A 25,690-nucleotide genomic window follows, 5' to 3' on the forward strand; every position below is an offset into this window, starting at 1 on the left:
AAGAAATCCCGCAGCCCCCTTGCATGGAGGTTGCGGGATTTTCTATTGTGTCGAGCAGTATGGCTATAAGCCGGGTTATGTAGCGGCACACAAAAAAAGAATGCGGCCGCCGTCTGTCATTTATCTGTCCGGCATGTTGCCATGCCGATATAGCAGTCTACCCCTCGGCAATGGGCGAGCAACCCTTAAATGCCGATATACTTGACCTTGCAACTCACAGGTGGTACGGCATGCCATGTCGCCATGGCACCCGGTGAGCTCTTGCCTCGCCTTTTCACCCTTACCGCCTGCACAAAGGCGGGCGGCGGTAGTTTTCTGTTACCTTAAACCCTGAGGTCGCCCCCAGCTTCCCGTTAAGAAATGTGATGCTCTGCGTTGCCCGGACTTTCCTCTCGATATTCTTGCGAAACACGAGCGACAGACCGCCATACTGCATTTTCTTTAAATTTGCTCTTATGTGGGTGCAAAGTTACAACAAAAAAGGTTTGCAATCAAAAAATTTCACTGCTCGTCGGGGTGCCAGCGTCCCTGCTGACGCGCGCGCATCACATTCTCGGCCGGGTTGTCCTGCGGCACCCACAGCTGCGGGTGATGCAGCTGCTGGGGCATGTACTCCTGGTTGACAAAATGGCCGGGGAAGTCGTGGGCATACTTGTAGTCCTTGCCATATCCCAGCTGCTTCATCAACTTAGTGGGCGCGTTGCGCAAGTGCAGGGGCACCGGGGCATTGCCCGTAGCGGCCACAAGTTGCTGGGCCGCGTTGATGGCCATGTAGGCACTGTTGCTCTTGGCCGAGGCGGCCAGGTAGATGGTGCACTCGCTCAGGGGGATGCGTCCCTCGGGCCACCCTATCTTCTGTATGATGTCGAAGGTGGCATTGGCCAGCAACAAGGCGTTGGGGTTGGCCAGGCCTATGTCTTCGGCAGCCGAGATGCACAGGCGACGGGCGATGAACTTGGGGTCCTCTCCGCCCTCGATGAGGCGGGCCAGCCAGTAGACGGCGGCATCGGGGTCGCTGCCGCGTATCGACTTGATGAATGCCGAGATAATGTCGTAGTGCATCTCGCCGTCCTTGTCAAAGGCCATGGGATTCTGCTGCAGCCGGCTGGTGACCACATCGTCGTTGATGACCATGGGCTCGCCCGGGGCCAGCGACTGGTAGATGAGGTCGAGGATGTTGAGCAACTTGCGGGCATCGCCGCCGCTGTAGCGCAACAGGGCCGTGGTCTGCTCCACCCTCACCTGGAGATTCTTGAACATGGCATCGGTCTTCACGGCATGGTCGAGCAGCTGGAGCAAGTCGTCCTTGTCGAGCGGGTTGAGCACATAGACCTGGGCACGCGAGAGCAAGGGACGTATGACCTCGAACGAGGGATTCTCGGTCGTGGCGCCTATGAGCGTGACCGTGCCGTTCTCGACGGCGCCCAGCAACGAGTCTTGCTGCGACTTGTTGAAACGGTGTATCTCGTCGATAAACAAAATGGGGCGGCCTTTGGAAAACACGCTTTGGGCGTCCTGCTTGCAACGTTCGAGCACATCGCGCACCTCCTTGACGCCGCTGGTCACGGCCGAGAGCGTGTAGAAGGGCACCTGAGTGTGCTCGGCAATGATGCGCGCCAGCGTGGTCTTGCCCACTCCAGGAGGTCCCCACAAGATAAAAGAAGAGATATTGCCGCTCTCTATCATGCGGCGTATCACGGCTCCTGGCCCCACCAGGTGCTTCTGGCCTATGTAGTCGTCGAGTGTCTTCGGCCTCAAGCGCTCGGCCAATGGTTGATAATTCATTTTAGACTTGATGATTTGGAAGAACGAAATTACTATTTAATCATCAAAAAAGCAAGAATACAGAATATTATTCTGATTTTTACCTACTCTACCACATTAATCGCCGCACAGCTTCGACAATAAAGGACAATAAAGTAATTTTGCAACAAAATTCAAGACAATGACAGCAACAAAACAAAGCACACCGCAATCGTGCACAATGAGCACTGCCAGGGGGCTGCTCGCCTTGTCGCCCATTGCAGTGTTCCTGCTGCTCTATGTAGTGGTGTCGGCCATGATAGGCGATTTCTACAAGATGCCGCTGAGCATAACATTTATCGTCGCCTCGGTGTGGGCGCTGCTCTTGATGCCTAAAATGAAAATCAGCGACCGCATCGAGATATTCTCGAGCGGAGCAGCCAACACCAACATCCTTTACATGATATGGATCTTCATTCTGGCAGGGGCATTCTCGGCACTTGCCAAGGGCGTGGGAGCCATCGATGCCACGGTCAACCTCACGCTGTGGGCACTGCCGCCCGGCTACATTGTGCCGGGCCTGTTTGTCGTCACCTGTTTCATCTCGATGTCGATAGGCACCTCGGTGGGCACCATTGTAGCACTCACCCCGTTTGCCGTGCAACTGGCAGCGACCACCGGCGGCAATGTGCCCTACTACACGGCTGTAGTGCTAAGCGGCTCATTCTTTGGCGACAACCTGTCGTTTATAAGCGACACGACAATTGCAGCCACCCGCAGCCTAAAGGTGAAAATGAGCGACAAGTTCAAGACCAACCTGCTCATCGCCCTGCCTGCGGCACTGGTGGTGCTGGGCGTGTATGTAGCGATGGGGATAGCCTCGCCCAGCCACGAGGCGGCAAGCACGGCAAGTGGCAACTGGTGGCTGGTGCTGCCCTACCTTGTTGTGATCGCTACCGCCATGTGTGGCGTGAACGTGATGATTGTGCTCACACTGGGCATCGCCTGCTGCATCGCCATCGCAACGGTCGTCGCGCAGCACGCCGGCCTCGTCGACATGTGCTCCATGATGGGCAAGGGCGTGCAAGACATGAGCGATCTCATCATCGTGACCCTGCTCGCGGCAGGATTGCTGGAGGTGATAAACTACAACGGCGGCATCAAGTACCTGATACAGCTGCTCACGCGGCACATAGGCGGCAGCCGTGCGGCACAGGCCGTGATTGCGCTGCTGGTGAGCCTCACCAACGTGTGCACCGCCAACAACACCATCGCCATCATCACAGTGGGCAGCATCTCGCGGCACATTGCTACACAGTTTCATGTCGACCCACGCAAGGCAGCAAGCCTGCTCGACACGGGGTCTTGCATCGTGCAGAGCCTCATCCCCTACGGGGCACAGTCGCTCATGGCAGCGGGGCTGGCCCACGTGAGCCCCGTGGCCTTCCTGCCCTATATGTACTACAGCTGGGCCCTTGCAGCGATGGTGGCACTGTCGATTGTGTTCAACTTCCCGCGGAAAGGATCATGTTGATGAGCTCGGTCACGTCGCTCACATCGGCCCTGCCGTCGGCATTCACATCCACCTCGTCGAGCTCAAAGCCTGCAAGCGCCCCCAGGATATAATTGGTGACTGTGGTCACATCGCTCACATCGATGCCGCCGTCGCCGTTCACATCGCCGCGGCCGGCATGGCCGGCAACAGCCGCAATGGTGGCTGTGCGTATCGCGCCGGCATTGTTTACGTCGGCATCATAGGCGGCAAAGCGTATCTTGAAACGCCGCACGCCGGCTGGCAGCTGCATAGTGGCACGCAAGTGGCGGGTGACCACTGTGTCGGTCACCATGCACTTGTAGCTCGACAGGGCGTTGCCAGCCGAGTCGAGCAGCACCACATAGGGCGAGTTGCGGTACATGCTGTAGTGGGTGACGTCGCCACCCAAAATCGATGTTGAGATAAATGTGAACTCCACATTCACCGCACTGGCTCCACCGGCCCGCAACTCGGGCGAAGTCAAGGTGTAATCAACTCCCGAGGCGTCTCTATATACCGTCACCTTATTGCCGCTTATCCTTGCAGTCGACAAGTCGACGACACCGTTGCGGTTGTAAACCCAGCCTTCATAATTATTTTGGTTGAATTGCGCCAGATCGGCACAATGTGCTGCCACGGCTACCGCACCAAGCAGCAGGCAAGCCATGAAACGTGTAATGTGGTAAATCATTGATTAAGTCTTTGGTGTTTTTACAAAAGTACACATTTTTTGCCACCGAAGCCTTATCACATGCAACAAAATGCCGAAGAAAATCCACTCGATCGCCAACAAGTATTTATTGATGGCCAAATATTGGGAAAAATTTTACGGCCTACTCCTTTCCGGTGAGCGTTTCGGCTTCCTCTCGACTGCTAATATATCAACTGACGCTGAAATATTCAAGAAAAAAAGCAACGCAAGACCTTTCTGTTACAGGATTAGAACGTTGCCGGCCCGCCTCCTGCCCCGAGGGGCTATCCACAGCGAGTTCTTTATGTCTTACTTACTCTTCAAGAAGGTCGGCAATTTCACGGGCCTCACCGCGGCTGAAGCCGCGAGCCTCAATCACATTGCCGCCCTTCGACTCGATGATAATGTCGGCAAACAGCAGGTGCTGCCGCACCGACACGCTACCCACCGAGCTCAACCTGATTTTCGTCTCCTTGTAACCAATCACGCGCGACTTGCGGTAAATCACATGCTCGTCGGTGATAATCAACTTGTCGGGAAACACCGCATTGCCGTCGCCCGACACCCTACTTGCCGTAAACTCGTATGCCATAAGATGAAACGATTATAGTTTGTGTTGTTGAGCCATACGATGAAATTCACATTGTTTTTTAGTGTATTCCGACAAGCGCTGCAGAGTGGCACAGGTGCCTTTAATTTGTTTAATAATGCTTTCGTTGAATTGGGCGCGAAACTCGTTAAACTGCGAGTCAGACCAATTTTGCCCGATGATATCTGTTTGTTTTTTTAGTTTGTCAAAAACCTGTTCAACTTGTTGACTAACTTGCATCAGGCTTTTAGAATAAGTCTCCACTCTGGAGATGTCTTTCATTGAGCTGTCGGTTGCCATAGTGCTATTGTATTAAATTGTTAATGATTTCTTTTGATTGCGGCATTAAATATGGAGTGAACAGTTGAGGTTTACCGTTTTCTGGATAATAATAGGCGCGGAGCCGTTCCTCTTCTTCTCCTAATGCTTCAACATCTATTTCTTCGCTGAAGCGCAGCGGCAAGATAAATTTGTTTTCGGAGCGGAGAATAACTTTATGGTTAAATTTGTCGGTAGCATCGCTGCAATATTCACCCTCAAAAAGAATATTTTCCGGTTTGTCCACCTGCAACAATATATGAATGCCCTGCAAGGGACCTTCGTCAAGGATAAATTTGAGCGCATCGGGGTAAGTTTTGACCTTAGATGCGTCTAAATTATTCCCTTCACCCATAAGAGCATCCAGAGATTCCATGTTCATGCATACAACATCGTTTTCGGCATCAAAATCATCGGTTTGTCTTGATGTGGGTAATGGGCTCTTGCGCTTCATCTCGACAAAACGTTCGCTGCCTATAATAGCGACGATTGTTGGAGTGGCGCACTGGTTGCAAATGTCATTGACAAGTTGCTGTAGTAACTCCCCGCTCTTATTCCTTTCGATAATTTGACATAGCCCGCGATCTCGCATACTTTCAAGCATTCCCCGGTAACTAGCCTCCTCATTGTTAAGACAGTCAATCACCTTGAAATCGCAGAATTGCCTGTCAGGGATTTGCCGGCATGATATGATTAGCGACAAGAGGGCATTAATCATAACGCCAACGGTCTGTTCTTCTTTGTTTACGCCAAAGAATAGAATGTTCTCGCCAAAGTCCTGCTGGAGTTTTATTGCGGTAAGTTGCGCGCTTAGCCCGACATTGTGGCCTACTGCAGCTATCGGGCACTTTGTAGTAGCTTCGGCAATAATCTTGCAGTCGTCATTTTCAAGCCAGTACATGGCCGAGCCACAGAAGTAGGCACTCCCATTGCTCTGATTGTCTTGAGCCTTGAGTTGTGATTGCTTTATGGCCTCGTCCAGTTCTTCGTCGCTGGCAAAGAATGTTTGAACATGCGAGACAAGACCTTTCTTGTGGTAGTAGCAACATTCTCCCACCGGTTGCTTCTCGGTCAGGTCGCTGCTATCAGGCACAAGCAAGTTGGAGTCGGCAGGAGCACTCATCAGCAGGAAACACTCGGTAAGATTGTTCAGCACCTGCCCTGAAATATCCGTTTCTGCGAGCGTTTGGGTGGCAAGCAACATGTGTATACCTTGACTTCGGCCTTGAGTCGCGATAATATTGATAATATCTGCAATCTCACGTTGCATTTTGTAACCCATGCTACTGCCATCCGACTTGCTGAACATCACTTGACATTCATCAGCCACAAAAAGAATCTGCTGCATCCGCTTGTCAGGGTGTTTTTTATTGTATCCATCAATATTAGCGACACCCTCAGCTTGCCACAATTTCACGCGCTTGCGATTCTCCTCTTTTAGTTCGCGCAGTATTTCAAGTGTCAACTGCGGATCACTATTGTCAACAAGCACGGCCTTAGCATGTTTTATACCCTTGTATTTATTAAATTCAACTCCCTTGAAGTCCATCAAATAGAGCATTAAGTCTTCAGGAGCATATTTGTTTATTGCTGATGTGATGATATTATTGAGCAAAACCGATTTACCGGAACCCGACTGTCCAAGAATAAAAGAATGGAGATAATCTTTTGAATTGAAGCGAACTGTCACTTCCTCTTTGGTTTCAAGATCTAAACCAATCGTTACACTCATTTCAGACATCACCGGTCGGTAAGGTGTACTTGCGATACTGCTAAAGTCCTGCTTGACGACCTGCCGCTTAGGTTTCTTTGTGCATTCCGCATTCAAGTAATTGAAGCACTCATTGGCAATGAGGGGAATCGTGCTGAAAGGTGTATAGCGTATTATAGCATTCCTGTCGCTTTCATCCGGCAATTCTATCGTCTGATAATTATCAACATCAAGCAGTTGCTGCTCTTCGCGGTCACGCAATGAGTAGTCGGTATTATTGAGTACAATGAAGTAGATTCCGCACTTCGGGCCGTTTTCAAACAGCGGCATCAGCTCCTTGATATAACTGTCGAAATTGTAGGGATAGCAATTCAGAATAACAATCTCATAGGGTAACGCAATCTCACGATTACGGTTGTTATAGGCCACAAGATTGCCATATTTCTTCATCACCATCGCCATGTGTTCAAGCAGGTGCCTGATTCGTTCTCCCGCTGTTTCGTAGTTGAAGATAATCTCATCGTGAAACAACGCGGGCTCTAACCGCGTGGTAAGTTCATCGGCCATGCCGGTCATATTGAAGTCAAACACATTGAGCAGCACCTTGTTGGCAGGTAGCGATAGCATCATGTTCAGGACTAAAGTACACAAAGCTGCTTTAGCTTCCCGCTTCTCACTGTTGGTATAATTGATGACAAAGTTTTGCTCAGTATTGTTCTCATCTTGCCAGGGGACGAATGCCGGGGTTTCGATGGTCTCCCCATTCACGACATCGGTGAAATGACAGGCCGTAGCAAGATAGTCAAGCGAGAATCGCCGATTGGAATTAGCTCGCAATCGGTCGCCCAATGTTTTGAGGTCCTCATCGTCCATGAACCCGGGCATATTCACTTGAAGCAGTTCGGGGTAGATATTGCTCATCATGCGCATACATTCAAGAAAAGCGCTTCGTGCCTGCCCCACATTCTGCTGCCACGATTCCTTGTCGGTAGAATCAATCTCCTTCAGTTTCTCGACATAGGCCTCAATGATGTCTTTAATATAGTTTAGTGTTATAGGTTCCATAGCAAATTATTACTTTTCCAATACCGGACGAATGCTTAATCCCATGTGTCTCACAAGTGGCACTATTTCAGGTCCCATTTGGCTGAATTCCATGGCAAAAGCTTGCCTTTGTTCATCACTGTCTGGGCGTAATTCCGAAGTCCAGTAGCGGCCATAATAATAGGCATCCTCATAGTCGGTGCCATATCTATCACCTGCAGCTGGCAGAAAGATGCTTCCACCATTCCTGCCAATTATTTGCGCACCAGGTATGCCATTGATTACAGTCCAGCGCCACTGGCATTTTTGGATGAGTTCCTGCATCTCGGCTCGTGTGGGCAAGCGCCAAGTCTCGGCCCACCTTTCGCGCGCAATATCACAATCGCTTCCTCCTATATCCTCGGGGGGATCAGAACAGGGATAATCATCGACATTGATTGATGTCAGGTTACCACCGGCATCTCCCCATCCCACATAAAGGCCAGGCAACTCTCCACTGGCTGCTCCCACATTGCGGCTCGACCATAGCACTGAGAGCCCCAAATCTACTGGAACCCCAGTGCCACGGCGTTGCCGCTCCTCGTTTATCCACCACGCTGGAGTTAGCTCCACCTCATCATCTAAGATGCTGTCAAAACCATCACATTCAGCGGGAAAAAGGTCAAGGATACCATATCCCTCACGCGCTTGCTTGAGAGTTTCAAATAAATCACTAAGAGTTTGTGACATAGTAATTATTATGAATTTATAAAGTGGGGGCCGGACCGCCCATAGGTGGTGGGGTGCTTCCACCCATTGGTGGTGGAGTCATTCCTGCTGGTTGTGAGGCAAAGAGCGCTGCAAGTTCAGGGACCGAACCTGCAGGAGCCCATTGAGGCATCCCTTGAGTCCACACCTGAGTTTGAACATTCACTTGACCTTGCTGAGCCATCATGCGAAGTGTGTTGACATCAAACGGCCCCATTTGCTGGCCATTAACACCAACAAAATACTGGGTTGACACCATTGCAGGTGGAGTCATGCCACCCATTGCAGGAGGAGTCATGCCGCCCATTGCAGGAGCTCCGCCCATCATAGGATTGCCACCCATCATAGGATTGCCGCTCATCATGCCACCCATGCCGCGACCATAGCGACCGTCCTTGATTTGCTGCTCCTGGTTCATCTCGATGCCGTCGCGCTGGATGCGCATGCGCTCGCGCTGGTCCTCCATCTGCATCTTGAGCATCTCAACGCTCTGCAGCCCCGTCATCTCTTTGTTCAACTCGTTTTGATGCCGCATCGAGTCGATGGCAACTGCGTTCTGAGCAACCACGCGGTCACGCTCCAAATCGCTCGTTAAAGCTTTGAGCTGACGATAGTTGGGGCTTTCTTTGTCGATGTTGATTGACGTGATGTCGAGTGAACGCACGCTGATGGCAAACAGCTGCTCAATCTTAGGCGTGACATACTTCTGCACAAGTTCGCTGATTTCGAGAATCTTCCGCTCAAGGTGCACAACGGGAATCTGTGCTTCGGCCGGCGCATTAGCGACAACTCCTTTCACATATTTGGTCACCTGACCACGAAGCTTGTTCTGGAATGTTTCGTCGCTGAAAGCCTCGTTCTTGTTAATCTGGTGAAAGAGATCCATGTCGTCGATGCTATACACAATCATGCCGTGCACCGCTACAGGCACGCCTTGGTCCATAAAGCGGGGGTCAAATACATCGAAATAGGGCACGGCAAACTTCATCTGGCTACCCCTACTCAGGTTGCTCAGGTTGGTCATGTTGTTTTGCACCACCTGCTGCGCGGCTTGTTGAGCTGCAAGGCGTTTCTCTTCCTCTACTTCTTTCTTTGATTTAAATCCGAATAGTGCCATAATGTTAGAGTATAAACTGTGATTATACTATTTGGGAATTTTGTTCCAAGCGTTCTCATAATTCGACAAGTCTCTTACAAGCACATTGTCTACACCATTTCCAACGTGAGCCCATTGTGACATTCCATTGCGCCGCATCTGCTCTGCAGCCATCTCTTGATGTGAAAGCACATAATAGTGCGACATATTATTCTTGTCGATATAGACTAACACCCAATAATCGGGGTGAGGAATCTGATTTGGACTTGCATACTTTTGGAAAAAACCGGTTACAATCTTCGTATTTCTGCTCGTCTTCACTTCTATAGAAATATAGCGGTCATCAGCAATTGCAACATAAATGTCAACTGCCTTCTTATTACCCAAAGTAATTGAAGCATTATAGTCTCTCTTATAAAGTTCTGAGCAAACGCCGAACTCTCCGGCCATGCCTATATTATATCTGTTTGCCATACTGCCAAATTTTTTATTGAAGAATTGTTTCTTAACTTGTGAAGATATTTCGTTTTATTTCATAAGAATATACATAAATAGGGAGAATAAAAGAACCAAAACACACACTACAAGTACTTTTTTCTGTGTTGACATATTTTTCTTATCGGCCTGATGCTGCTCAAAAACACCTTGGAACATGGGGTCGTTAGGGAAAAGGAGTTGTGCCTTGTTGACACATTCTTCGTATTTTGCCTTGTAAGCGGTTTTAACACCAGTACCTCTTTCCAATCCTGTAGATGATTTCCATTTGCTTTGCATTGTAATCGCAAAATCAAGCAAATCTTCTTTTGTGGTTGGCACAGGAAAGCTCTTGATTACTCTTGCTTGCTCTCTCATTGAGTAGATTTGATCGTCATGTTGTTGAAAAGAATTCCCTTTTTTGTCTCGATAAGATTTTGCAATTTCATCTAGTTTATCTGCAAGCTGTTGAGAGGATTTGAGGGCCTCCACACCTCGGAATTCATAGCCACAGGCACTGCATTTCACGGCCATAGGCTCAACGGGCTCGCCACAACGCGGACACTTCTTCACATCACCAAATTTGTCGCTGGGAGGTGCGGGACGAAGCCAGTCTTCCTCGCGTTTCATCTTAGCCAGACGGCCTTCGATAACCACATCAAGTTCGTCGGGGTCAACACCTTCGGCGGCTGCACGCTTGTGCAGCACTTCGCGTTCTTTGGCGGTAAGCGTCCCATCGGCCAAAGCGGCTTCGATAACGCTCTCTAATTCTTCAGAAAACATAATTATTCATTTTTTCCAATTTCTGCCTACTCTGTTGCAGGATTTTCGGCTTACTCCTTAGCTTTTATATGGTTTGAATAAATGTTGTAATGGATGAGGTCGTGCTCCAATGCTTTAATCATCTATCACACTCTATCGTAGAACATGTTTAGTAATTCTTCTCTATATACACACACCTTCTTTATCTGTAAAATATTTTGTGGCAGTTGGTTGTGTTTCTTCCTCAGAAAATGTAACTTCAGTTAATTCACTTAGAAAGAGGTCTTCATGTAAATTGCGAGCCTTCCTTTCTTCGCACGGAATAGCATCTTTAATTTTGAAATGCACCATAATTTGCTTAGGTGTCGCCTCGCAGCCCGGGATGTGACGGTTATATATAACACAACGAAAGCGTGGACTGCTATGCCACGCTTTGCTGATTGACGGTCCTGAGAAAACCTAATACACAAAAGGGGGAATATAGTTGCAGCCCACGCCTATAGCGTGGAAACCGCCGTGCCAATTCTCTTGTGTAAATTTGAAAATTTCTCAGGTTTTCAATCAGCAAGAATAAGCATAACGCTTTCTTTTCCAAAATGTAGGTGCGGAATGTTGCCACTCCACATTGCAAATATAATAATTTTTTCTCACTTGAAGAATTTTTCCTGTTGTTTATCAAACAAATTCACGAGTCTTTGACAAAAACCGTGAAAATGGCGAGCTTTCAGAGAGTTCCCTGATTTCGGCGCAATGATGCGTATCTGAATCCTGTCGTTCCTGATGAGCCAAGCAAGGCACTCGAAGAAATGTGTATCTCTTTCAACGCGTCGGCACGGTTGTTTCCCTGCACGACTTCGCCACGGGGGTTAACGGTAGGGGCTGAGAACTGGTAGGCAGTACCCTCTCCCGTTATCACTTTTGGATTGATATTGCCTGCAATCTTCCTTGCCGCCATCTTCGACACAACATCTGTGCGGTTTTTCGGTTGCGCCTCGTCGATGAAGAATTTATGGCAGCATATTGGATGCTCTTGTTCTTGAACTTCTCACGTGGAATACCAAGAGCGTCGGCAACCTCGGCAATAAACGTTTTTTCCTTTGTATAAACAGAATTTTCGTATTCCTTTACAAGCGTATCAAAATGATTCTATACCTTTGCACCACAAGCACTTGAGATGGCAGTTAATGACCTGGGGCTTGTCCCCAGCGAGGCGGTTTCAAGTGCTCTTTTTTTATTCCTATCCAAAAGGGCATCATTCTCCATATCCAGCACACGCTGGCCCTGCTCCCAGTCGGTGCTCGTGGGAATAGCCCAAGTGACAAAGTCAAACTAAAACAGGCAGAGCATGCAATGATAGCTCTGCCTGATTTCAAGAGGATGCGAGTCGTGTACCAGTAGGCTGCAACGCAGTATACTAAGGCGCAGTCTTAAGCAGGTACTCGTTGATGATATTGTCGAGCTCATCGCGACTGATAAGTCCCATGTTGCCTTGGGGCTGCTGCCCCACGGGGCAAAAGAGCAAGAAAGGGATGCTGTTTATGCCCAACTGCCGTGCGATAGACTTGTTGTGGTCGACGTCGACGCTGTAAAAGTCAATTTTACCAGCATAGTCCTTGGCAGCCTTCTCGAGAATGACGCCCAACTTGCGACAGGGGCCGCACCAAGAGGCATTGAAGTCGACTATGGCTGGGCGCTTGTTGACCGGCGTCCACGAGCCTGGCGCCGTCACCGCCCCCACCAACTGCGACAGTTGCTCTTGGGTGACTTCGATGACCTTGCCTGGCGAAGCCTCGACCGTGTTTTGTGCACTTGCTGCCAGCGATGCAAGGGCGACGAAGGCAGCAATGAGATAGTGTGAAATCTTCATAATGTAAAGCGATCTTGAAGAAGAATGATATTTACTGATGCTCCTTGCGCAAGAGGTCGTTCACCGTCTTCACAGGGTTGAAAGTCTCGATAGGCACCTCGACAAATGCAGTGTTCCAGTCGCTCATCGAGCCATTCCAGAGGCCTGGCAGCTCGAGAGCCTTGATGTCGACGCCATTTTTCGACTTTAGGCTGATGAGCCCGGTATCGGGGTCGACATATTTCTTGAGGTCAAAGCGATTGCCCTTGTAGTCCTTGAGGTAGCACACCAAGTCGACGGGGTTGAAATGGGTGCCGCTGTTCATCATCTTCACGGCCTCGGGGTCGTCGTGGTTGATTTGAGCCGACTCCAGGATTTGGGGCGAGCAGCTGCCATCGTTGCAATAGGCCAGATAGGGGCCGCCGCCAGGTTCGCCCTCGTTCTTTACAACACCGCACACACGCAGCGGTCGATTGAACTTGCCGGCAAGATAGGCAGCCAGGCCTGCATCGTCGAGCTCTTGCACGCCAGCTTTCACTGTCGAGAGATTATTCTCAAGGAACCCGAGCATCTCAAGCAATGACTCGCGCGTGTAGTCGCCAGCCTCGAGAGCTCTCAAGTAGCGGGCCATGACGCGTTGCAACTGCATCAAGTAGCCTGCAATCACCTTCTTGTAGCGCACTGTGGCGTGACGCAGCCTCGAGGGCACTACATTGTCGATGTTTTTGATAAACACCACGTCGGCATCGCGCTCGTTCAGGTTTTCGATGAGGGCGCCATGACCAGCAGGGCGGAAAAGCAAGTTGCCGTTTTCATCACGATAAAGGCTGTTGTCGAGATTGACGGCCACGGTATCGGTCGACGGTTTCTGCACGCTCATGCTCACCTTGTAGGTCACCCCCCACACTTTCTCGTAGAGCGGCACCTTGGCTTGAAGCAATTTTTCAAACTCGGCCTTGTGCTCGGGCGAGACGGTGAAGTGGATGTTGACCACACGATTCTTGTCGGCGGCATATTGTGCACCCTCCTCGAGGTGTTCCTCGAGCGGCGTGTGCACAGCACCGCCCGCGCCACGGTGAAACTTGATCAATGCCTTGGGCAGGAAGCCATAGTCAAGTCCCTCCTTGCCCAGCATGGCCTGGGCCACCTCGCGACAACGGCCGCCGGCTATGAGCGTGTGGGTGTCTTGCCCGTAAAGATTTTTACAGGCCTTGTTGAGGTCGCCATAGAAAGCAAACTTGTCGATGTTGCCAAAAAACTCTTTTTCAAAGTCGGTAGCTGGCTCACTGTTGCCCGAGGCCACAAAGGCAAACATGTTTTTGAACATGCGGCTGGCCGCTCCCGAGGCCGGGACAAACTTCTCGATAGTGCCATCGGTAGCCTGAAAGGCTTTCCAACTCTTCACACACTCCTTGATTTCCTTGTCGCTAAGGCGCTTGATGCCGTTGCCCACGGTAGCCACAGCCTTGATCTTGAGATAGGGAAATCCAGTTGCAAAACGCTTGAGCTGTGCCTCGAGCGTTTCCTCGCTTATGCCCTTGGCTTGTAGCAATGATTTGTCTTTCTCGTTTAACATGATGTGTATTTTTTCTATGTAATAATTATCAAAAACAATGAAGTTATGAAAGTATAACCTTTTTTCTTTGTAAAGTTAATCATAATATTTTAATTTTGAAGTCAAATTTATAGAAATATATATATTTTAGAGATTATATGGACCAAACTTATTTTACCCTCGAGGAGAAGGCACTTGTGAAACAACACATCTCACAGCTCATTGCCATGCTGGGCAGCCAGGTGTCTTCTCACGACATCAACACGGTCCACAATATTGTGAAGCACGGCATCGAGGCCGACTACTACAAGCGCGACAAGCATGGCATCAACCCTGTGGTGCGCAGCTTGCGCACGGCTGTCATGCTCAATCAGCTCATTGCTCCCGACCGCAACATGACCATTGCCACCATGGTCTACAACCTCACGCGGCTGGGCTTTGTGAGCGAGGACGAGATAGGGAAAATCTTCGGCGACGACATAGGCAAGCTCGTGCACGGGTTGATCAACGTGTCGCGGCTCTACAAGAAGCAGGCAGCAGTTGAAAACGACAACTTCCACAAGCTCTTGCTCACCTTTGCCGAGGACATAAGGGTGATCATCATCATGATTGTCGACCGCCTCAACTTGATGCGGGCAATCAACCATCATCCCGACGAGAAATTTGTGCACGACATCTCGTCGGAGTCGCGCTATCTCTATGCCCCGCTGGCACACCGGCTGGGACTCTACACCATAAAATCGGAACTCGAAGACCTCTCGCTCAAGTATCTCAACCGCAGAGTGTACAACCAAATCGCTGCCAAGCTCAACGAGACCAAGCAGCGCCGCGACAACTATGTCGAGGGCTTCATCGTGCCGATACGCCAGGCTCTTGAAAAATCGGGATTGAAATTCTCGATCAAGGGCCGCACCAAGTCGATCAACAGTATATGGAACAAAATGAGGAAAAAAGACATCGACCTCAACGGCATGTACGACCTCTTTGCCATACGCATCATCCTCGACAGCAAGCCCGAAAACGAGAAAAAAGAGTGCTGGATCGCCTACTCTATCGTCACCGACATCTACACGGCCAATGTGTCGCGATTGAAAGACTGGATTACGATTCCCAAGTCAAACGGCTATGAGTCGCTGCACATCACCGTAAAGGGGCCTGAGGACAAGTGGGTGGAGGTGCAGATACGCACTACCCGCATGGATGAAATCGCCGAGCGGGGCCTGGCTGCGCACTGGAAATACAAAGGCATCAAGAGCGAGGGCGAGATCGACCAGTGGATGAACAACGTGCGCGAGGTGCTTGAAGCCGGCAGCCAGGGCCAGATGGAGCTGATACGCGACATGAACATGAACCTCTACGACAAGGAAGTGTTTGTGTTCACGCCCAAGGGCGACCTGTTTAAGTTGCCACAAGGCGCCACGGTGCTCGACTTTGCTTTCCACATTCACACCAAGGTGGGCAGCCACTGCATGGGCGCAAAGGTCGACGGCAAGACCCAAAAGCTAAACTACAAGCTGAAGAGTGGCGACACTGTGGAGATAATAACTTCAAGCACACAGACGCCGCGACTCGACTGGCTCAATCTCGTGGTTACGTCCAAGGCCCGCAGCAAGATAAAGCAGGCCGTGAACGAAGTGCGGCAGAAGCGTGCCGACATTGCCCGCGAAACGCTGCAACGGCGCTTTAAAAACCGCAAGATCGACTGCGACGATGCCGTGCTCTCCAGGCTCATCTCCAAAATGGGGCTTAAAAGCATCATCGACTTCTATGTAGACATTGCCGACGGGGCCATCGACGTGAACAAGGTCATCGACGACTATATACAGTTGACAAAGCCAGCCGATACCGAGTCGCAGCAACATGAGTCGGCAGCCAACTTTGTGCTTCAAAATCACAGCAACGACAACAAGCACGACGAAGACATCCTCGTGATTGGCGACAACGTGAAAGGCATCAACTACAAGCTTTCAAAGTGCTGCAATCCCATATATGGCGACCACATTGTGGGCTTCATAGCCAGCGACGGCGCCATCAAGATACATCGCACCGATTGCGGCAACGTGAAGCACCTCATCACCAAATATCCCTACCGCATGATCAAGACGCAATGGAGCGGCAAGCTGGGCACCCAGTTTGCGGCCACACTCAAGGTGGTGGGGCAAGACGACATTGGCATCGTGAGCAACATCACATCGCTCATCAACAAGGAGGGCGACACGCAGCTGCGCAACATCACCATCAACTCCAATGGAGCCCTCTTTGAAGGATACTTGGTGATAGGCGTCAACAGCCTGTCGATTCTCGATGCGCTCATCAAAAAAATCAAGAACCTGAAAGGTGTGAAAGAAGTGACACGTTCGGCCCATTGACGCCGCCAGCTCACCTGCTACGGCTGCGTGGTTCACGCATAAGAATAGAGGGAGACTTCGGCCTCCTTTTTTTATTGCCAGTTTCATGCCGAGAGTTCAGTAAACGAGAGGATTCTGGCGACTTTTTCAATGTATTATCCGCAGCATGATGAGCGGCGGTGTTGCCCCATGCGAGCTACTACTTGGCGCGGTTGATGACGTAGATGCCGGCGGCGGCAAGCAGGCCGGCAACGACATACTTGACGTAGAAGGGCTCGTGCAGGCACAGGCAAGAGCTCACGGCTCCCACCACGGGGATGAGCGAGTTGTAGATGGCCACCTTGCCAATGGGATTGCAGGTGAGCAGCTTGTTGTAGAGCGAAAAGCCGATGGCGCTGATGCCGATGAGCAAGCACAGCCACAGCAGCCCTAAGGGCGTGACTGCCGGCACGCTGCCGCCCAATGCCAGCCCCACGACCACAAGCAGGATGCCGCCCAGGGCCAGGCTGTAGCCCGTGCCCACCGTGACGTCGACCCGCCGGCCCAGGCCGCGCGTGAGCAACGAGGCTGTCGCACCGCACAGGGCATTGAGCACAATCATGCCATCGCCCAGCCACGTGAAGCCGCTGCTACTGCCACCGCCGGCATTGAGCAGGAGGATGCCGGCAAAGCCCATGACGCAACCTGCCAGCTTGCTCACCGTCATGCGGTCGGTCTTGAAAAACAGGCATGCCATGATGACTACCGCAAACACGCTGAGCGAGTTGAGTATAGCAGCTCGCGAGCCCGCGCTGTGGGAAAGGCCGATGTAGAAAAAGGCATAGTGCAGCGTGGTGTTGACCAAGCAAAACAGCGCGATGTACCACCAATCGCGCCTGCGCATGACGCCGAAGGACCGGCCAGCCATGCCGGCCATGGCCAGGACAATGGCGCCGGCCACGGTGAACCTGACGCCGGCAAAGAGCATCTTGCTCCCCGTCATTGCGGGCAGGATGCCAAACTCGGCATAGCCCAGCTTGATGAGCGGGTAGGCAAAGCCCCAGGCCACGGCAGCCGTCAAGGCAAACACGGCCACCCACACGGGGCGTTGAAAAATAGGCTTCGTTTCTACAGTCATTGGCTCAATTTGTTTCAGAGCCAACTCCCACACAGCGGCTCACGGCCGCAAAGTTAGGCAAAAAAACGCAATTTTCAGTAATTGCGATTTCTAAGCTGAGCCCGCTCTTTATCTTGCAGCTCGATGAGCTTCTCGCACTGGGCAAGCGCATCTTGCAGCGTTTTGGGCTTGATGAGGTTGCCGTCAAATCGGTTGTTGAGCTGTATACATCTCTCCAAGTAGAACTTGGCCGACCTGTATTTTTCCTCATTCATAGCTTCAGCGTACTTGTCGATATAGCTGTCCAACCTGTTGAGTGCCTCATCATAGGCCTGCTGGTACATCCTGAGGGGGGCTACTATTTCATCATACGTCATGGGCTGGAAGGTGGAGTTGATTACGAATTGAGCTTGCAGGCTTGTGAGCGAAAACAAAGCGACTGCAACAAGAATTGTTTTTTTCATTGTTTTTTACTGTTTTTGAGATTTAAAAAAATTATTGCACTGTGGAGCGAGGCCAAACAAGCGCCCTTGCCACAGGGCGCCTCATCTATTTTTCTCCTCCCTCATGGCCAACAAGCGCCAAGGGGTCGAAGCCAAGGCGACTCGATGTGCCGAGGGTGCTGCACCTGCCAGGGGCAGCGGGCACGAGTGAGTGGTGAAAACAATGCGATTGCCAGAGTCATTTTTTTCTTTTTCATTGTTGTGAATGTATGATAAACCGTTCTGAAGAGTAATGACAGCAAAAGCGAAAGGTTAACAGTGTGAAGGGGGAAAATTTTTTTTACTCCACAAGAATAAACGATGCCCAGTAGTAGGGCGAGATGTAGCCATCACGCTTCATGCGGGCAACGGTGAGCTTCAAGGCCGCAGCAGGGTTGCCCACCTGGGTCAGATAGTGGTAGAAGTGCTTCATGTAGACACAGGTCGCCGCATCGTCGACACTCCACAGCGAGCACAAGACCTGGTCCACGCCAGCCATCTTGAGCGCATAGGCCACACCGAAGGGCATGCCCGTGAGGTTGGTGTTCTCGCCCAAGGCCCCCCGGCAGGCCGGCAACAATGCCAGCCGGCATCGCGACAAGTCCATCCTCATGAGTTCGCCCGAGGTGAGAATGCCATCGTAGCCACGCAGGCTGTGGCGTTGGCCCCGCCAGGTGACATTGGCACCGGCAAACAGCAGCCCCGATTGAGACAGCGCCGAGAGATAACGCGTCTCGCAGGGGTCGAGGGCCAAGGTGGCGCTATCGGTGTAAAGCGGGGCAAGCATGAAGCCGTGGGTAGAGAAGTGCAGCAGGCTGGGAGCACGACCGTCGAGCTGGCACACGGCCTGCTCGGTAGCCCGCGAGCCCAAGAACACCTGTGTGGGAATGTGGCTCGACGTGAGCACACTGTCGGCCGCCAGCACCTCGGCACGCGAATGCAGTAATGGGCCGTAGCCATTGCGCAAGTCGCGGGGCACGCCTCGCCGCGTGTTCCACGGCACGTTGTGCACCGCGGTCGCCTCGCTGCCGCTTTGTGTGCTCTCATAGTCGATGCCGCCAAAGAGCGCAGCACTTGATATTTTGCCCGGTCTCGCGCTGGCGATGCCCGCCGCTGCCGTAGAGAGCACTTGGTGCACCTCACACTTGTCGGCCAGCGTCAAGCCGCCCCCCACGGGAATAGCGCCAAAGTTAATCTGGTTGTACATGAAATTGCCCGAAATGTAGAGGGTGGTCACGTCGCGCAACTCGGGAGCCAGCAATGCCCCCAGCCTGCCAAGGGGGCCGTCGTGGGCATAAAGCCGGTCGATGGCCAGCGGCTCATCGGCAAGGCCCTGAGTGATCTCGGCACGCAGCAGCGAGTCGACCTCGATGCTATGCGGCTCGTTGTAGCCATGCTTCACGACCAGGAACTCATCCTTCATGTCGTTGAGCTCGACGGCAGCCTCGTGCGGAGCCAGGCGCTGTGCCACCTGCTGCCAGCTGGTGGCCAGTAGCATCTTCTTGCCCGAGTGAAGGAAGAAAAAGTTTTTGCGGGCCAGCAGGTTGTCGTAGGCCTCGGCAGTGCGGCCAGGCATGCTGTCGCAGCAAACGTAGAAATAGGTCATCATGTAGGCCAGATAGCTGTTCCAGGTGGCTTCTTCCCGCAGGTCGTTGAGGTCGTAGGGCAGCGAGAGGGCCACCCTCACACAATCGAAATAGTCGTGAAACAATGTGGCGCCGCGCTCAGTACGAGGGTCGACAAGCAGCAAGCGGTCTTGGAAAAAGTTGACCAGGGAATCGGCCTTCACTCTCAGTCCCTGCCACCACGGCTGGGCGAGACGCTCATCGATGCCGGCACCTGCGCGCGCAGCCACCGAAATCGCCATCAGTAAAACCAAAAACAGCCTCTTCACGATCGATTGATTAAGCAAAACAGTATTGCGACCTATTCAAGTTTAGCCAGCAGTTCGGCAGCTTTTGCCCTCACGGCGTCGCTATCGGCGTGGCTGGCGAGTACTGTGAGCACCTCGCGGGCACGGGTCTTGTCATTGTTCTTCAAGTAGGCTATGGCAAGGTTCCAGCCTATGAGCGAGGAATAGGGGGTATAATCATTGTAGGTGGGCTGCAGCGACAGCTTCCACAACTTGGAGAGCCGGTCCTGTACAACCGGCAGCCTTTTTCCACTCCTCACACTTGCAAAAAGCCGCGACATGGTGCGAGCCACCTCCTCATCACCAGTGCCTCGCGTGGCAGCAGGCTCCATGACGAAGGTCGTAGCATACTCGTCGGCCAGCCTGGTAGTGTGGCGGTAGTCGATGTAGTAGCGGCTGCCCCAAAACACAATCACAATGGCGGCAACCACCGAGAGTGTCGTGATGAAGCCATACAGCAGTTTTCCTTTCTTATGCCTGCCAGCAGCCGGGGCATGCCCGCCAGCAGCCACGATTGCAGGGCCGCATGCAGCGCGGGCCGCAACTTGAGCAACATCGCTACGGTCCAAACTTGACATTGCCTGGATCAGTTGCCTATCGTGCCGGCTGCCCTCGGCCTTCATCGCTTTCACGAGATAGGCCATGGCAATGGCCTTGGAGCGCCGTTGCTCGTCGGCATTCAGGCTGGCCATGAAACGAGCCTCCTCGTCAGCGTCCATGTTGCCGCACAGGAAGCGCTCGATAAGCTCCACGTCGGTGAGCCCGTCGCTGGTTATGTCGTCTTGCGTAAGCATTACCTAAACATCGTTTTAAATTTTTCACTACACCACTTGCCGAACTTCTCCAGGCAGCGATGCTTGGTCACCTTCACTGCGGCAGCCGAGGCATAGCCATACAGCTCAGCCATTTCCTGCATCGAGAACGACTCAAAGTAGAAAGCCCACAATATTTTGTTGCAAGGCTCAGGCATCTGCCGCAGCATCTGCCTTATCATTGTCTCCTTCTTTTCTCTTAATGAGGCTTCTGACTCAAAGGTTAACAACAACTGCTCACTTTTTTCGGCACTGAATTCCCGCGCGGCCAGCACATCGTCGGGCACGGGCACAAAGCGCTGTTTCTTGCGCATGGTCTCCTGTGCCTTTTTCTTGCATATGCCCAGGAAATAGCTGCCCACCTTGTCGTGGTGAATATCAAACCGGCCTTGCCTCATGTGGTTCCACAACACGATGAAAGCCTCTTGGAAAACGTCCTCGCAGTCGTGCACACCCAAGCCATACACCCTGGAGAGCCAACTTTGGGCCACGGGCCACTCCTTCCTGGCAAACGTATCGAGCAGGCTGCGGCTTAATTCGGGCGATTGAGACGTCATCGCACACTCCTTTCCACCACCATGTTCTGGTTCACAAGCCGCCTGTCGGCACTCATGGCCTTGCCCACCTGGTTCACCCACGAGCAGTCGGGGGTGAGCCGTTGGCGCTTGAGCACCTGGTTGACATAATAGGACAACGCACCATAGTAGGTGTTGCCCACGCGCAGCTCGTAATTCACTTGATAGGCACGGCAGGCCTCCACATAGCAAGCTCCCGCCATGTTCCTGCCACGGGGCATGCGCACAAGCGGCCGCTTGTCGATAAGGGGCACATAGGGTTTGCCGCTGGGGCTGAAGCCAGTATCGGCGCCGCGCATGACGATGCTGTCGCCACGATGGTCCTGCCCACGCGAGTACCCGCCAATGTGGCAGGCGTCGAGCACGAAATAAACAAAACCGCGCCGGCCGGCACGCTTCCTAACCTTGGTGATATAACGGTTCATCTCGTCGTCGACGATGTGGTTGCGGCCCTCGTACACGCCCTTTATATATCGCCGGCCGGCGTCGTAGGGCACGATGGCCTCGTCCCAGCCGTCGCTCTCGTCGTTGTTGGTGTCTTCGTAGGGCTGGCCGTGCCCCGAGAAGTGGATATACACCAGGTCGCCGGGGCGCGTTTGGCTCGCCAGCCGTGCCAGGGCTCTCCTGATGGCCCGGGCGGTGGCATGGCGGTTGGTGAGCATGTCGACGGCAAAGCCTTGCCGCTTGAGTGTGGCCGCCACGAGCGCGACATCGTTGGCCCCGTGTATGTTGTTCCAGTCGAGTTGTGCATGGGAGTGTGCCTGATAGCTCGACACGCCTATGAGCAAGGCGCGCTTTGTGCCTGCCCACGCCGGCTGCAAGCAAGCCGCAACTGTGATGATGAGTAGTAGTACAAACTGTCTCATGTGATTATTGCTTTTAAGCCATCGCCTCGATAAGTTTTCTTGCCCCAAATTTATAATAATATTTTCAATTCTATTGCAGGTATCGAGTCTTTTTCTGCCCTCAGGCCTCAGCTCCTCATTGCAACAGCTACACAAAAAAAATCGCATCTTCGAGTTAACCTTCGCTCGATTTATGACACTAAAAGGTGTAAACACCAACATTGCTCGCAATGACTATGAACGCAATACAACCACTATCGACCAGCTGCCGCGGCCCCACGAGATGATGCAGAAGCTGCAACACTCCCCCACTCGCTCCACAAACACAAATAAATCAATCAAAAATAACCCAACTAAAGATTTATAAGCATAATTATGGTATTAGCAATATTCATGATGTGGCTGGCTTTCACAATACCAGCATGCTTCATTCTGTCAAACAAGCACCGTGGCGCAGGCTACTACATTCTCGCAGTTCTTTTCCCCCCGATCGGGCTCATCGTCGCACCCTGCCTCAAGAAACTGCCCATTGAAAAGGGCATCAAGAAACTGCCCATTGAAGAGGGCATAAGAAGCACACAATTAAGGGAATTTATGGTGTTTGTCGTCATGGTGTCGGCAATTATCGTTCTCGTTCTCGCGCAGTTCTTCCCCCTCGAATCCGAACTCCCCTCCATACGAATCACATTAATTCAACTCGTAATTTTCACAATACCAGCATGCTTCATTCTGCAAAACAAGCACCGTGGCGACGGCTACTACATTCTCGCAGTTTTTTTCCCCGTGATCGGGTTCATCGTCGCACTCTGCCTCAAGAAACTGCCAGCCGAAGAGCAACCGCAAATACAGGCCAATGACCTCGACATCACAAAAGAAAAAAAGCAACAATGAACAACTACTATGATGTGCTAGGGCTAACAGCCTTCGAAAGCAGCCAAGAAACCATAGAGCAGGCCTACAAAGAGGGCACACAAAGGATGAGCGAGGTCATCAATAGTGACTGGGCAGGCCAACTCGTCCTTTTCAACGAAGCCTACTTGGTGCTCAGCGACGTGGCATTGAAACAGCACTACGACTATAGTCTGCGCTACAACTCACCAAGCACCTATCTTGAGCAAGGCATCGAGGAAAAAAGGAAACGGGCCAAGGCGTTTGTAGAGTCAAAGCTGTCACTAACCGTACCGCTAAGGAAAGAAAGCTCAATGAGCACACTAGTCAAGGTGCTTATCGTCGTGGCAGTGGCAATGCTGTGTGCAATCCTCACCGCCCTCGTTCAGGACTCCCTCCCCGACAGCGACCTACCATTCATGCGAGCATTAATTATGTGGATCGTCATCACAACACCAGCATGCCTCATTCTGGCAAAGAAGGACCGTGGCGCAGGTTTCTACATTCTCGCATTTCTCATCCCCCTCGTCGGGCTCATCGTCGCACTCTGCCTCAAGAAACTGCCAGCCGAAGAGCAACCGCAAACACAGGCCGTGGACCTCGACATCACTAAAGAAACACTCAAAAAATGACCAACTACTACGACACTTTGGGGCTTCCTGACTATGAAAATAGCCAGGAAGTCATCAAGCAGGCCTACAAGCGTGGCACACAACGGCTGAGCGAGGCGGCCACGGGCAATAGCGACGTGGCGGCCCAGCTCATTCGCCTGAACGAAGCCTTCTTGGTGCTCAGCGACGTGGACCTGAAACAGCACTACGACGACTGCCTGCGCTACAACTTGCCAAGCACCTATCTCGAGCAAGCTATCGAGGCCAGAAGAAAGCGGGCCAAGGCATTTATCGAGTCAAAGCTGTCAACACCCCCTCCTTTCAGGAAAAAGCGCTCGATGAGCACACCAGTCAAGGTGCTCATCGTCGTGGCAGTGGCAATGCTGTGTGGAGGAGTAATCAAGAATCTCGTGCGCTCGGCACAAAGGGAGTCACCCGTCGAGCAACTCACGGCCTCGGCCGTGGAGCTTGGCAGCTATGTTCCCGATGGCGACTGGAATCGCTATGAACTCGGCGAGGCCTTCACCATCTCTATTCCAGGCACAATGGAGCTCATGCCAACCTACGAGTCCTTTGCCACGTCCATGGGCAGCAATTTCACGGCAATCGACTACAACGAGGCTGTATTTAGACGTGGAAGGCGCTTCATGTCGGCAAACAACGGCCACGACACCTATTGCTGCGTGGCCATTTTTCATGCCTCACTCTCCCCTGGCGATGGCGAATCGCACGACCAAGCACCCGACATCATCCCCTACATCAAAGACAATATGCATGCCCTCATCGAAAACGAGGTGTCCCCCTACAGCCTTATAGAGCAACCCTCCTATCGCTGGGTGGACATTGCCGGAACCAAGGCTGTAGAGGCAAGCTACAGTCGAACTGGCGATGACGGCCCCACCACCTGCCGGTTCTATCTGCTGCAAAACTATGACGAGATAGCCAAAGTGGTCGTCGCCTATCGGGAAAAAGATGCCGACCTGTGGAAAGACGATCTGGATAAGGTGATAAGCACCTTTGAGTGGAACAACCCTAAATGATGCCTGACTGCGTCAGTCAAAAGAGATAAAACCTAATTTTCTTGTAATCAACATTCTGCACCTTTCGAGCCACCCAAAATTGGGGTGACACTAAAGGTACCTTAAATCTATTTGCACCGAGGGCATTGTGCGGCACCGAAAATTGTTGGAGAATTTTGCACCAGCCTTCTCAGCTGTAGCTTTAGCCGCCTGGGAGCAATAGGACTGGATATGACAAGAGGAGGCTGCCTGGGTGGCAATCTCCTCTTGCTTGAAATGATTTGGGACTACGGCTCAGGTGTCGATATCTATTACTTTGAAATTCTTGTTGAAGGTGAGCTCGAGTCCTGTAGAAAGCTGCACCTCATAGCCCGATCGAGCTTTCTCAATCTGCACGATGGTGGCACCCGAGTAGTTCTTTCTCACATAGTTCTTGATAGCCGAAGGTACGAGAGCCGCAGGCACCCTCGACTTCTTGCAGTCAATCTCGGTCCAATTGCCATTGCGGTCAAATTCCAATTTCTCACCCGAGGCAAACACCACGTCGTAGGACTTTCCCACAAACTGTCTTTCTACTGTGACCACAGCAACATTCTTGCCTCTGAAATGGGTGTTGACTACTTGCTTTGCCCTTGCGGGGAGCTCTCTGACGGTGATAGGCTTGTCGTTGCCGGCAATTGCAGGCGTTTGATAGGCAAGGACTCCCAACAGCGCCATGCAAAAAAATCGAATCATCGTTTTCATTGTTCTTTATTCTTTAATTTATTCTTTAATTTCTAATCGACACAAAGGTAGTCATTAGGTCGCAAATTTCTATATTGGCACGTGCTAATTCCAATTAGAAGTGCAAAACTCTGCGGTGCATTAAAACATGAAAAACACCGCGGAGGTTTGCCTTGCGGCTGGGGGCGCGAAGCCCCCAAAGAGCATTGGCGGATAACTTAAGCAATACAAAAAAAGAGGAGATCTTTCGTTCCCCTCCCTAAGATTAA

At 51.8% G+C, this 25,690-nt stretch carries 24 protein-coding genes and 1 other RNA gene; 5 read left to right on the plus strand and 20 right to left on the minus strand.

What is annotated here, in order from left to right; all coding sequences use genetic code 11:
• Positions 1-50: 50 nt before the first annotated feature.
• An RNA gene (gene rnpB / locus GF423_RS02210) (RNase P RNA component class A) lies at positions 51-434 on the minus strand.
• Between the two features lie 67 nt (positions 435-501).
• On the minus strand, positions 502-1,785 hold the full coding sequence (locus GF423_RS02215) for a replication-associated recombination protein A (protein ID WP_154326835.1): 1,284 nt from the start codon (positions 1,783-1,785) through the stop codon (positions 502-504).
• 199 nt (positions 1,786-1,984) lie between these two features.
• Here GF423_RS02215 and GF423_RS02220 point away from each other — a divergent pair, with 199 nt between their 5' ends.
• Complete coding sequence (locus GF423_RS02220; protein WP_206113423.1) at positions 1,985-3,277, plus strand: Na+/H+ antiporter NhaC family protein; 1,293 nt, start codon at positions 1,985-1,987, stop codon at positions 3,275-3,277.
• Here GF423_RS02220 and GF423_RS02225 read toward each other — a convergent pair.
• The 11 genes from GF423_RS02225 to GF423_RS02270 all read right to left on the minus strand — a co-directional run bounded on the left by GF423_RS02225 (position 3,249) and on the right by GF423_RS02270 (position 14,131).
• Positions 3,249-3,968 (minus strand): dockerin type I repeat-containing protein, encoded by a 720-nt coding sequence (locus GF423_RS02225; RefSeq protein ID WP_154326837.1) that lies wholly within the window; start codon positions 3,966-3,968, stop codon positions 3,249-3,251. The two genes, GF423_RS02220 and GF423_RS02225, sit on opposite strands and share 29 nt — an antisense overlap.
• A gap of 313 nt (positions 3,969-4,281) precedes the next feature.
• Positions 4,282-4,560, minus strand: a complete 279-nt coding sequence (locus tag GF423_RS02230; RefSeq protein WP_154326838.1) for a PH domain-containing protein — start codon at positions 4,558-4,560, stop codon at positions 4,282-4,284.
• A gap of 12 nt (positions 4,561-4,572) precedes the next feature.
• The gene (locus tag GF423_RS02235) at positions 4,573-4,857 is read right to left on the minus strand and encodes a WXG100 family type VII secretion target (protein ID WP_154326839.1); all 285 of its coding nucleotides are present in this window, start codon (positions 4,855-4,857) and stop codon (positions 4,573-4,575) included.
• Between the two features lie 4 nt (positions 4,858-4,861).
• Positions 4,862-7,651, minus strand: a complete 2,790-nt coding sequence (locus GF423_RS02240) for an FtsK/SpoIIIE domain-containing protein (protein WP_154326840.1) — start codon at positions 7,649-7,651, stop codon at positions 4,862-4,864.
• A 9-nt stretch (positions 7,652-7,660) separates the two neighbouring features.
• Positions 7,661-8,359, minus strand: coding sequence for a hypothetical protein (locus tag GF423_RS02245; protein ID WP_154326841.1), 699 nt, complete (start codon positions 8,357-8,359; stop codon positions 7,661-7,663).
• A 16-nt stretch (positions 8,360-8,375) separates the two neighbouring features.
• Positions 8,376-9,494, minus strand: coding sequence for an SPFH domain-containing protein (locus GF423_RS02250; protein WP_154326842.1), 1,119 nt, complete (start codon positions 9,492-9,494; stop codon positions 8,376-8,378).
• Between the two features lie 27 nt (positions 9,495-9,521).
• A complete protein-coding gene (locus GF423_RS02255) occupies positions 9,522-9,947 on the minus strand; it encodes a hypothetical protein (protein WP_154326843.1) in 426 nt (141 codons plus the stop codon).
• Positions 9,948-10,001: 54 nt separating this feature from the next.
• Positions 10,002-10,730 (minus strand): hypothetical protein, encoded by a 729-nt coding sequence (locus GF423_RS02260; RefSeq protein ID WP_154326844.1) that lies wholly within the window; start codon positions 10,728-10,730, stop codon positions 10,002-10,004.
• Positions 10,731-11,433: 703 nt separating this feature from the next.
• Positions 11,434-11,664, minus strand: a complete 231-nt coding sequence (locus GF423_RS14340) for a hypothetical protein (RefSeq protein ID WP_394367038.1) — start codon at positions 11,662-11,664, stop codon at positions 11,434-11,436.
• Positions 11,665-12,123: 459 nt separating this feature from the next.
• Positions 12,124-12,576, minus strand: coding sequence for a thioredoxin family protein (locus tag GF423_RS02265; protein WP_154326845.1), 453 nt, complete (start codon positions 12,574-12,576; stop codon positions 12,124-12,126).
• Between the two features lie 31 nt (positions 12,577-12,607).
• Positions 12,608-14,131 (minus strand): DUF4301 family protein, encoded by a 1,524-nt coding sequence (locus GF423_RS02270; RefSeq protein WP_154326846.1) that lies wholly within the window; start codon positions 14,129-14,131, stop codon positions 12,608-12,610.
• A gap of 137 nt (positions 14,132-14,268) precedes the next feature.
• On the opposite strand from GF423_RS02270, the gene GF423_RS02275 reads away from it, so the two are divergent.
• Positions 14,269-16,479 (plus strand): RelA/SpoT family protein, encoded by a 2,211-nt coding sequence (locus GF423_RS02275; protein ID WP_154326847.1) that lies wholly within the window; start codon positions 14,269-14,271, stop codon positions 16,477-16,479.
• Positions 16,480-16,657: 178 nt separating this feature from the next.
• Here GF423_RS02275 and GF423_RS02280 read toward each other — a convergent pair whose 3' ends face one another.
• The 6 genes from GF423_RS02280 to GF423_RS02305 form a co-directional block, all read right to left on the minus strand.
• Positions 16,658-17,575 (minus strand): DMT family transporter, encoded by a 918-nt coding sequence (locus tag GF423_RS02280; RefSeq protein ID WP_154326848.1) that lies wholly within the window; start codon positions 17,573-17,575, stop codon positions 16,658-16,660.
• Between the two features lie 74 nt (positions 17,576-17,649).
• Positions 17,650-18,018: a hypothetical protein gene (locus tag GF423_RS02285; protein ID WP_154326849.1), complete on the minus strand. Its 369-nt coding sequence runs from the start codon at positions 18,016-18,018 to the stop codon at positions 17,650-17,652.
• 319 nt (positions 18,019-18,337) lie between these two features.
• The gene (locus GF423_RS02290) at positions 18,338-19,930 is read right to left on the minus strand and encodes a CHAT domain-containing protein (protein WP_154326850.1); all 1,593 of its coding nucleotides are present in this window, start codon (positions 19,928-19,930) and stop codon (positions 18,338-18,340) included.
• A 32-nt stretch (positions 19,931-19,962) separates the two neighbouring features.
• Positions 19,963-20,742 carry a hypothetical protein gene (locus GF423_RS02295; RefSeq protein WP_154326851.1) on the minus strand — a complete coding sequence of 260 codons (780 nt, stop codon included), beginning with the start codon at positions 20,740-20,742 and terminating at the stop codon, positions 19,963-19,965.
• The gene (locus tag GF423_RS02300; protein ID WP_154326852.1) at positions 20,742-21,317 is read right to left on the minus strand and encodes an RNA polymerase sigma factor; all 576 of its coding nucleotides are present in this window, start codon (positions 21,315-21,317) and stop codon (positions 20,742-20,744) included. The genes GF423_RS02295 and GF423_RS02300 overlap by 1 nt, the downstream gene beginning before the upstream one ends.
• Positions 21,314-22,201 carry a caspase family protein gene (locus GF423_RS02305; RefSeq protein WP_206113334.1) on the minus strand — a complete coding sequence of 296 codons (888 nt, stop codon included), beginning with the start codon at positions 22,199-22,201 and terminating at the stop codon, positions 21,314-21,316. Before GF423_RS02305 ends, GF423_RS02300 begins: the two co-directional genes overlap by 4 nt.
• Positions 22,202-22,555: 354 nt before the next feature.
• Here GF423_RS02305 and GF423_RS02310 point away from each other — a divergent pair, with 354 nt between their 5' ends.
• Genes GF423_RS02310 through GF423_RS02320 form a run of 3 tightly spaced genes read left to right on the plus strand, consistent with a single transcriptional unit; the run spans position 22,556 to position 24,719 of the window.
• Entirely contained in the window at positions 22,556-23,071 is a 516-nt protein-coding gene (locus tag GF423_RS02310) for a hypothetical protein (RefSeq protein WP_154326854.1), read from the plus strand.
• Positions 23,068-23,700, plus strand: a complete 633-nt coding sequence (locus GF423_RS02315) for a 7TM diverse intracellular signaling domain-containing protein (RefSeq protein WP_154326855.1) — start codon at positions 23,068-23,070, stop codon at positions 23,698-23,700. Before GF423_RS02310 ends, GF423_RS02315 begins: the two co-directional genes overlap by 4 nt.
• Positions 23,697-24,719, plus strand: coding sequence for a J domain-containing protein (locus GF423_RS02320; RefSeq protein ID WP_154326856.1), 1,023 nt, complete (start codon positions 23,697-23,699; stop codon positions 24,717-24,719). Before GF423_RS02315 ends, GF423_RS02320 begins: the two co-directional genes overlap by 4 nt.
• A 273-nt stretch (positions 24,720-24,992) precedes the next feature.
• Here GF423_RS02320 and GF423_RS02325 read toward each other — a convergent pair whose 3' ends face one another.
• Positions 24,993-25,433: a PepSY-like domain-containing protein gene (locus GF423_RS02325; protein WP_235911784.1), complete on the minus strand. Its 441-nt coding sequence runs from the start codon at positions 25,431-25,433 to the stop codon at positions 24,993-24,995.
• Positions 25,434-25,690: the final 257 nt, after the last annotated feature.

It is taken from the genome of Sodaliphilus pleomorphus, from assembly GCF_009676955.1.
GTDB lineage: Bacteria > Bacteroidota > Bacteroidia > Bacteroidales > Muribaculaceae > Sodaliphilus > Sodaliphilus pleomorphus.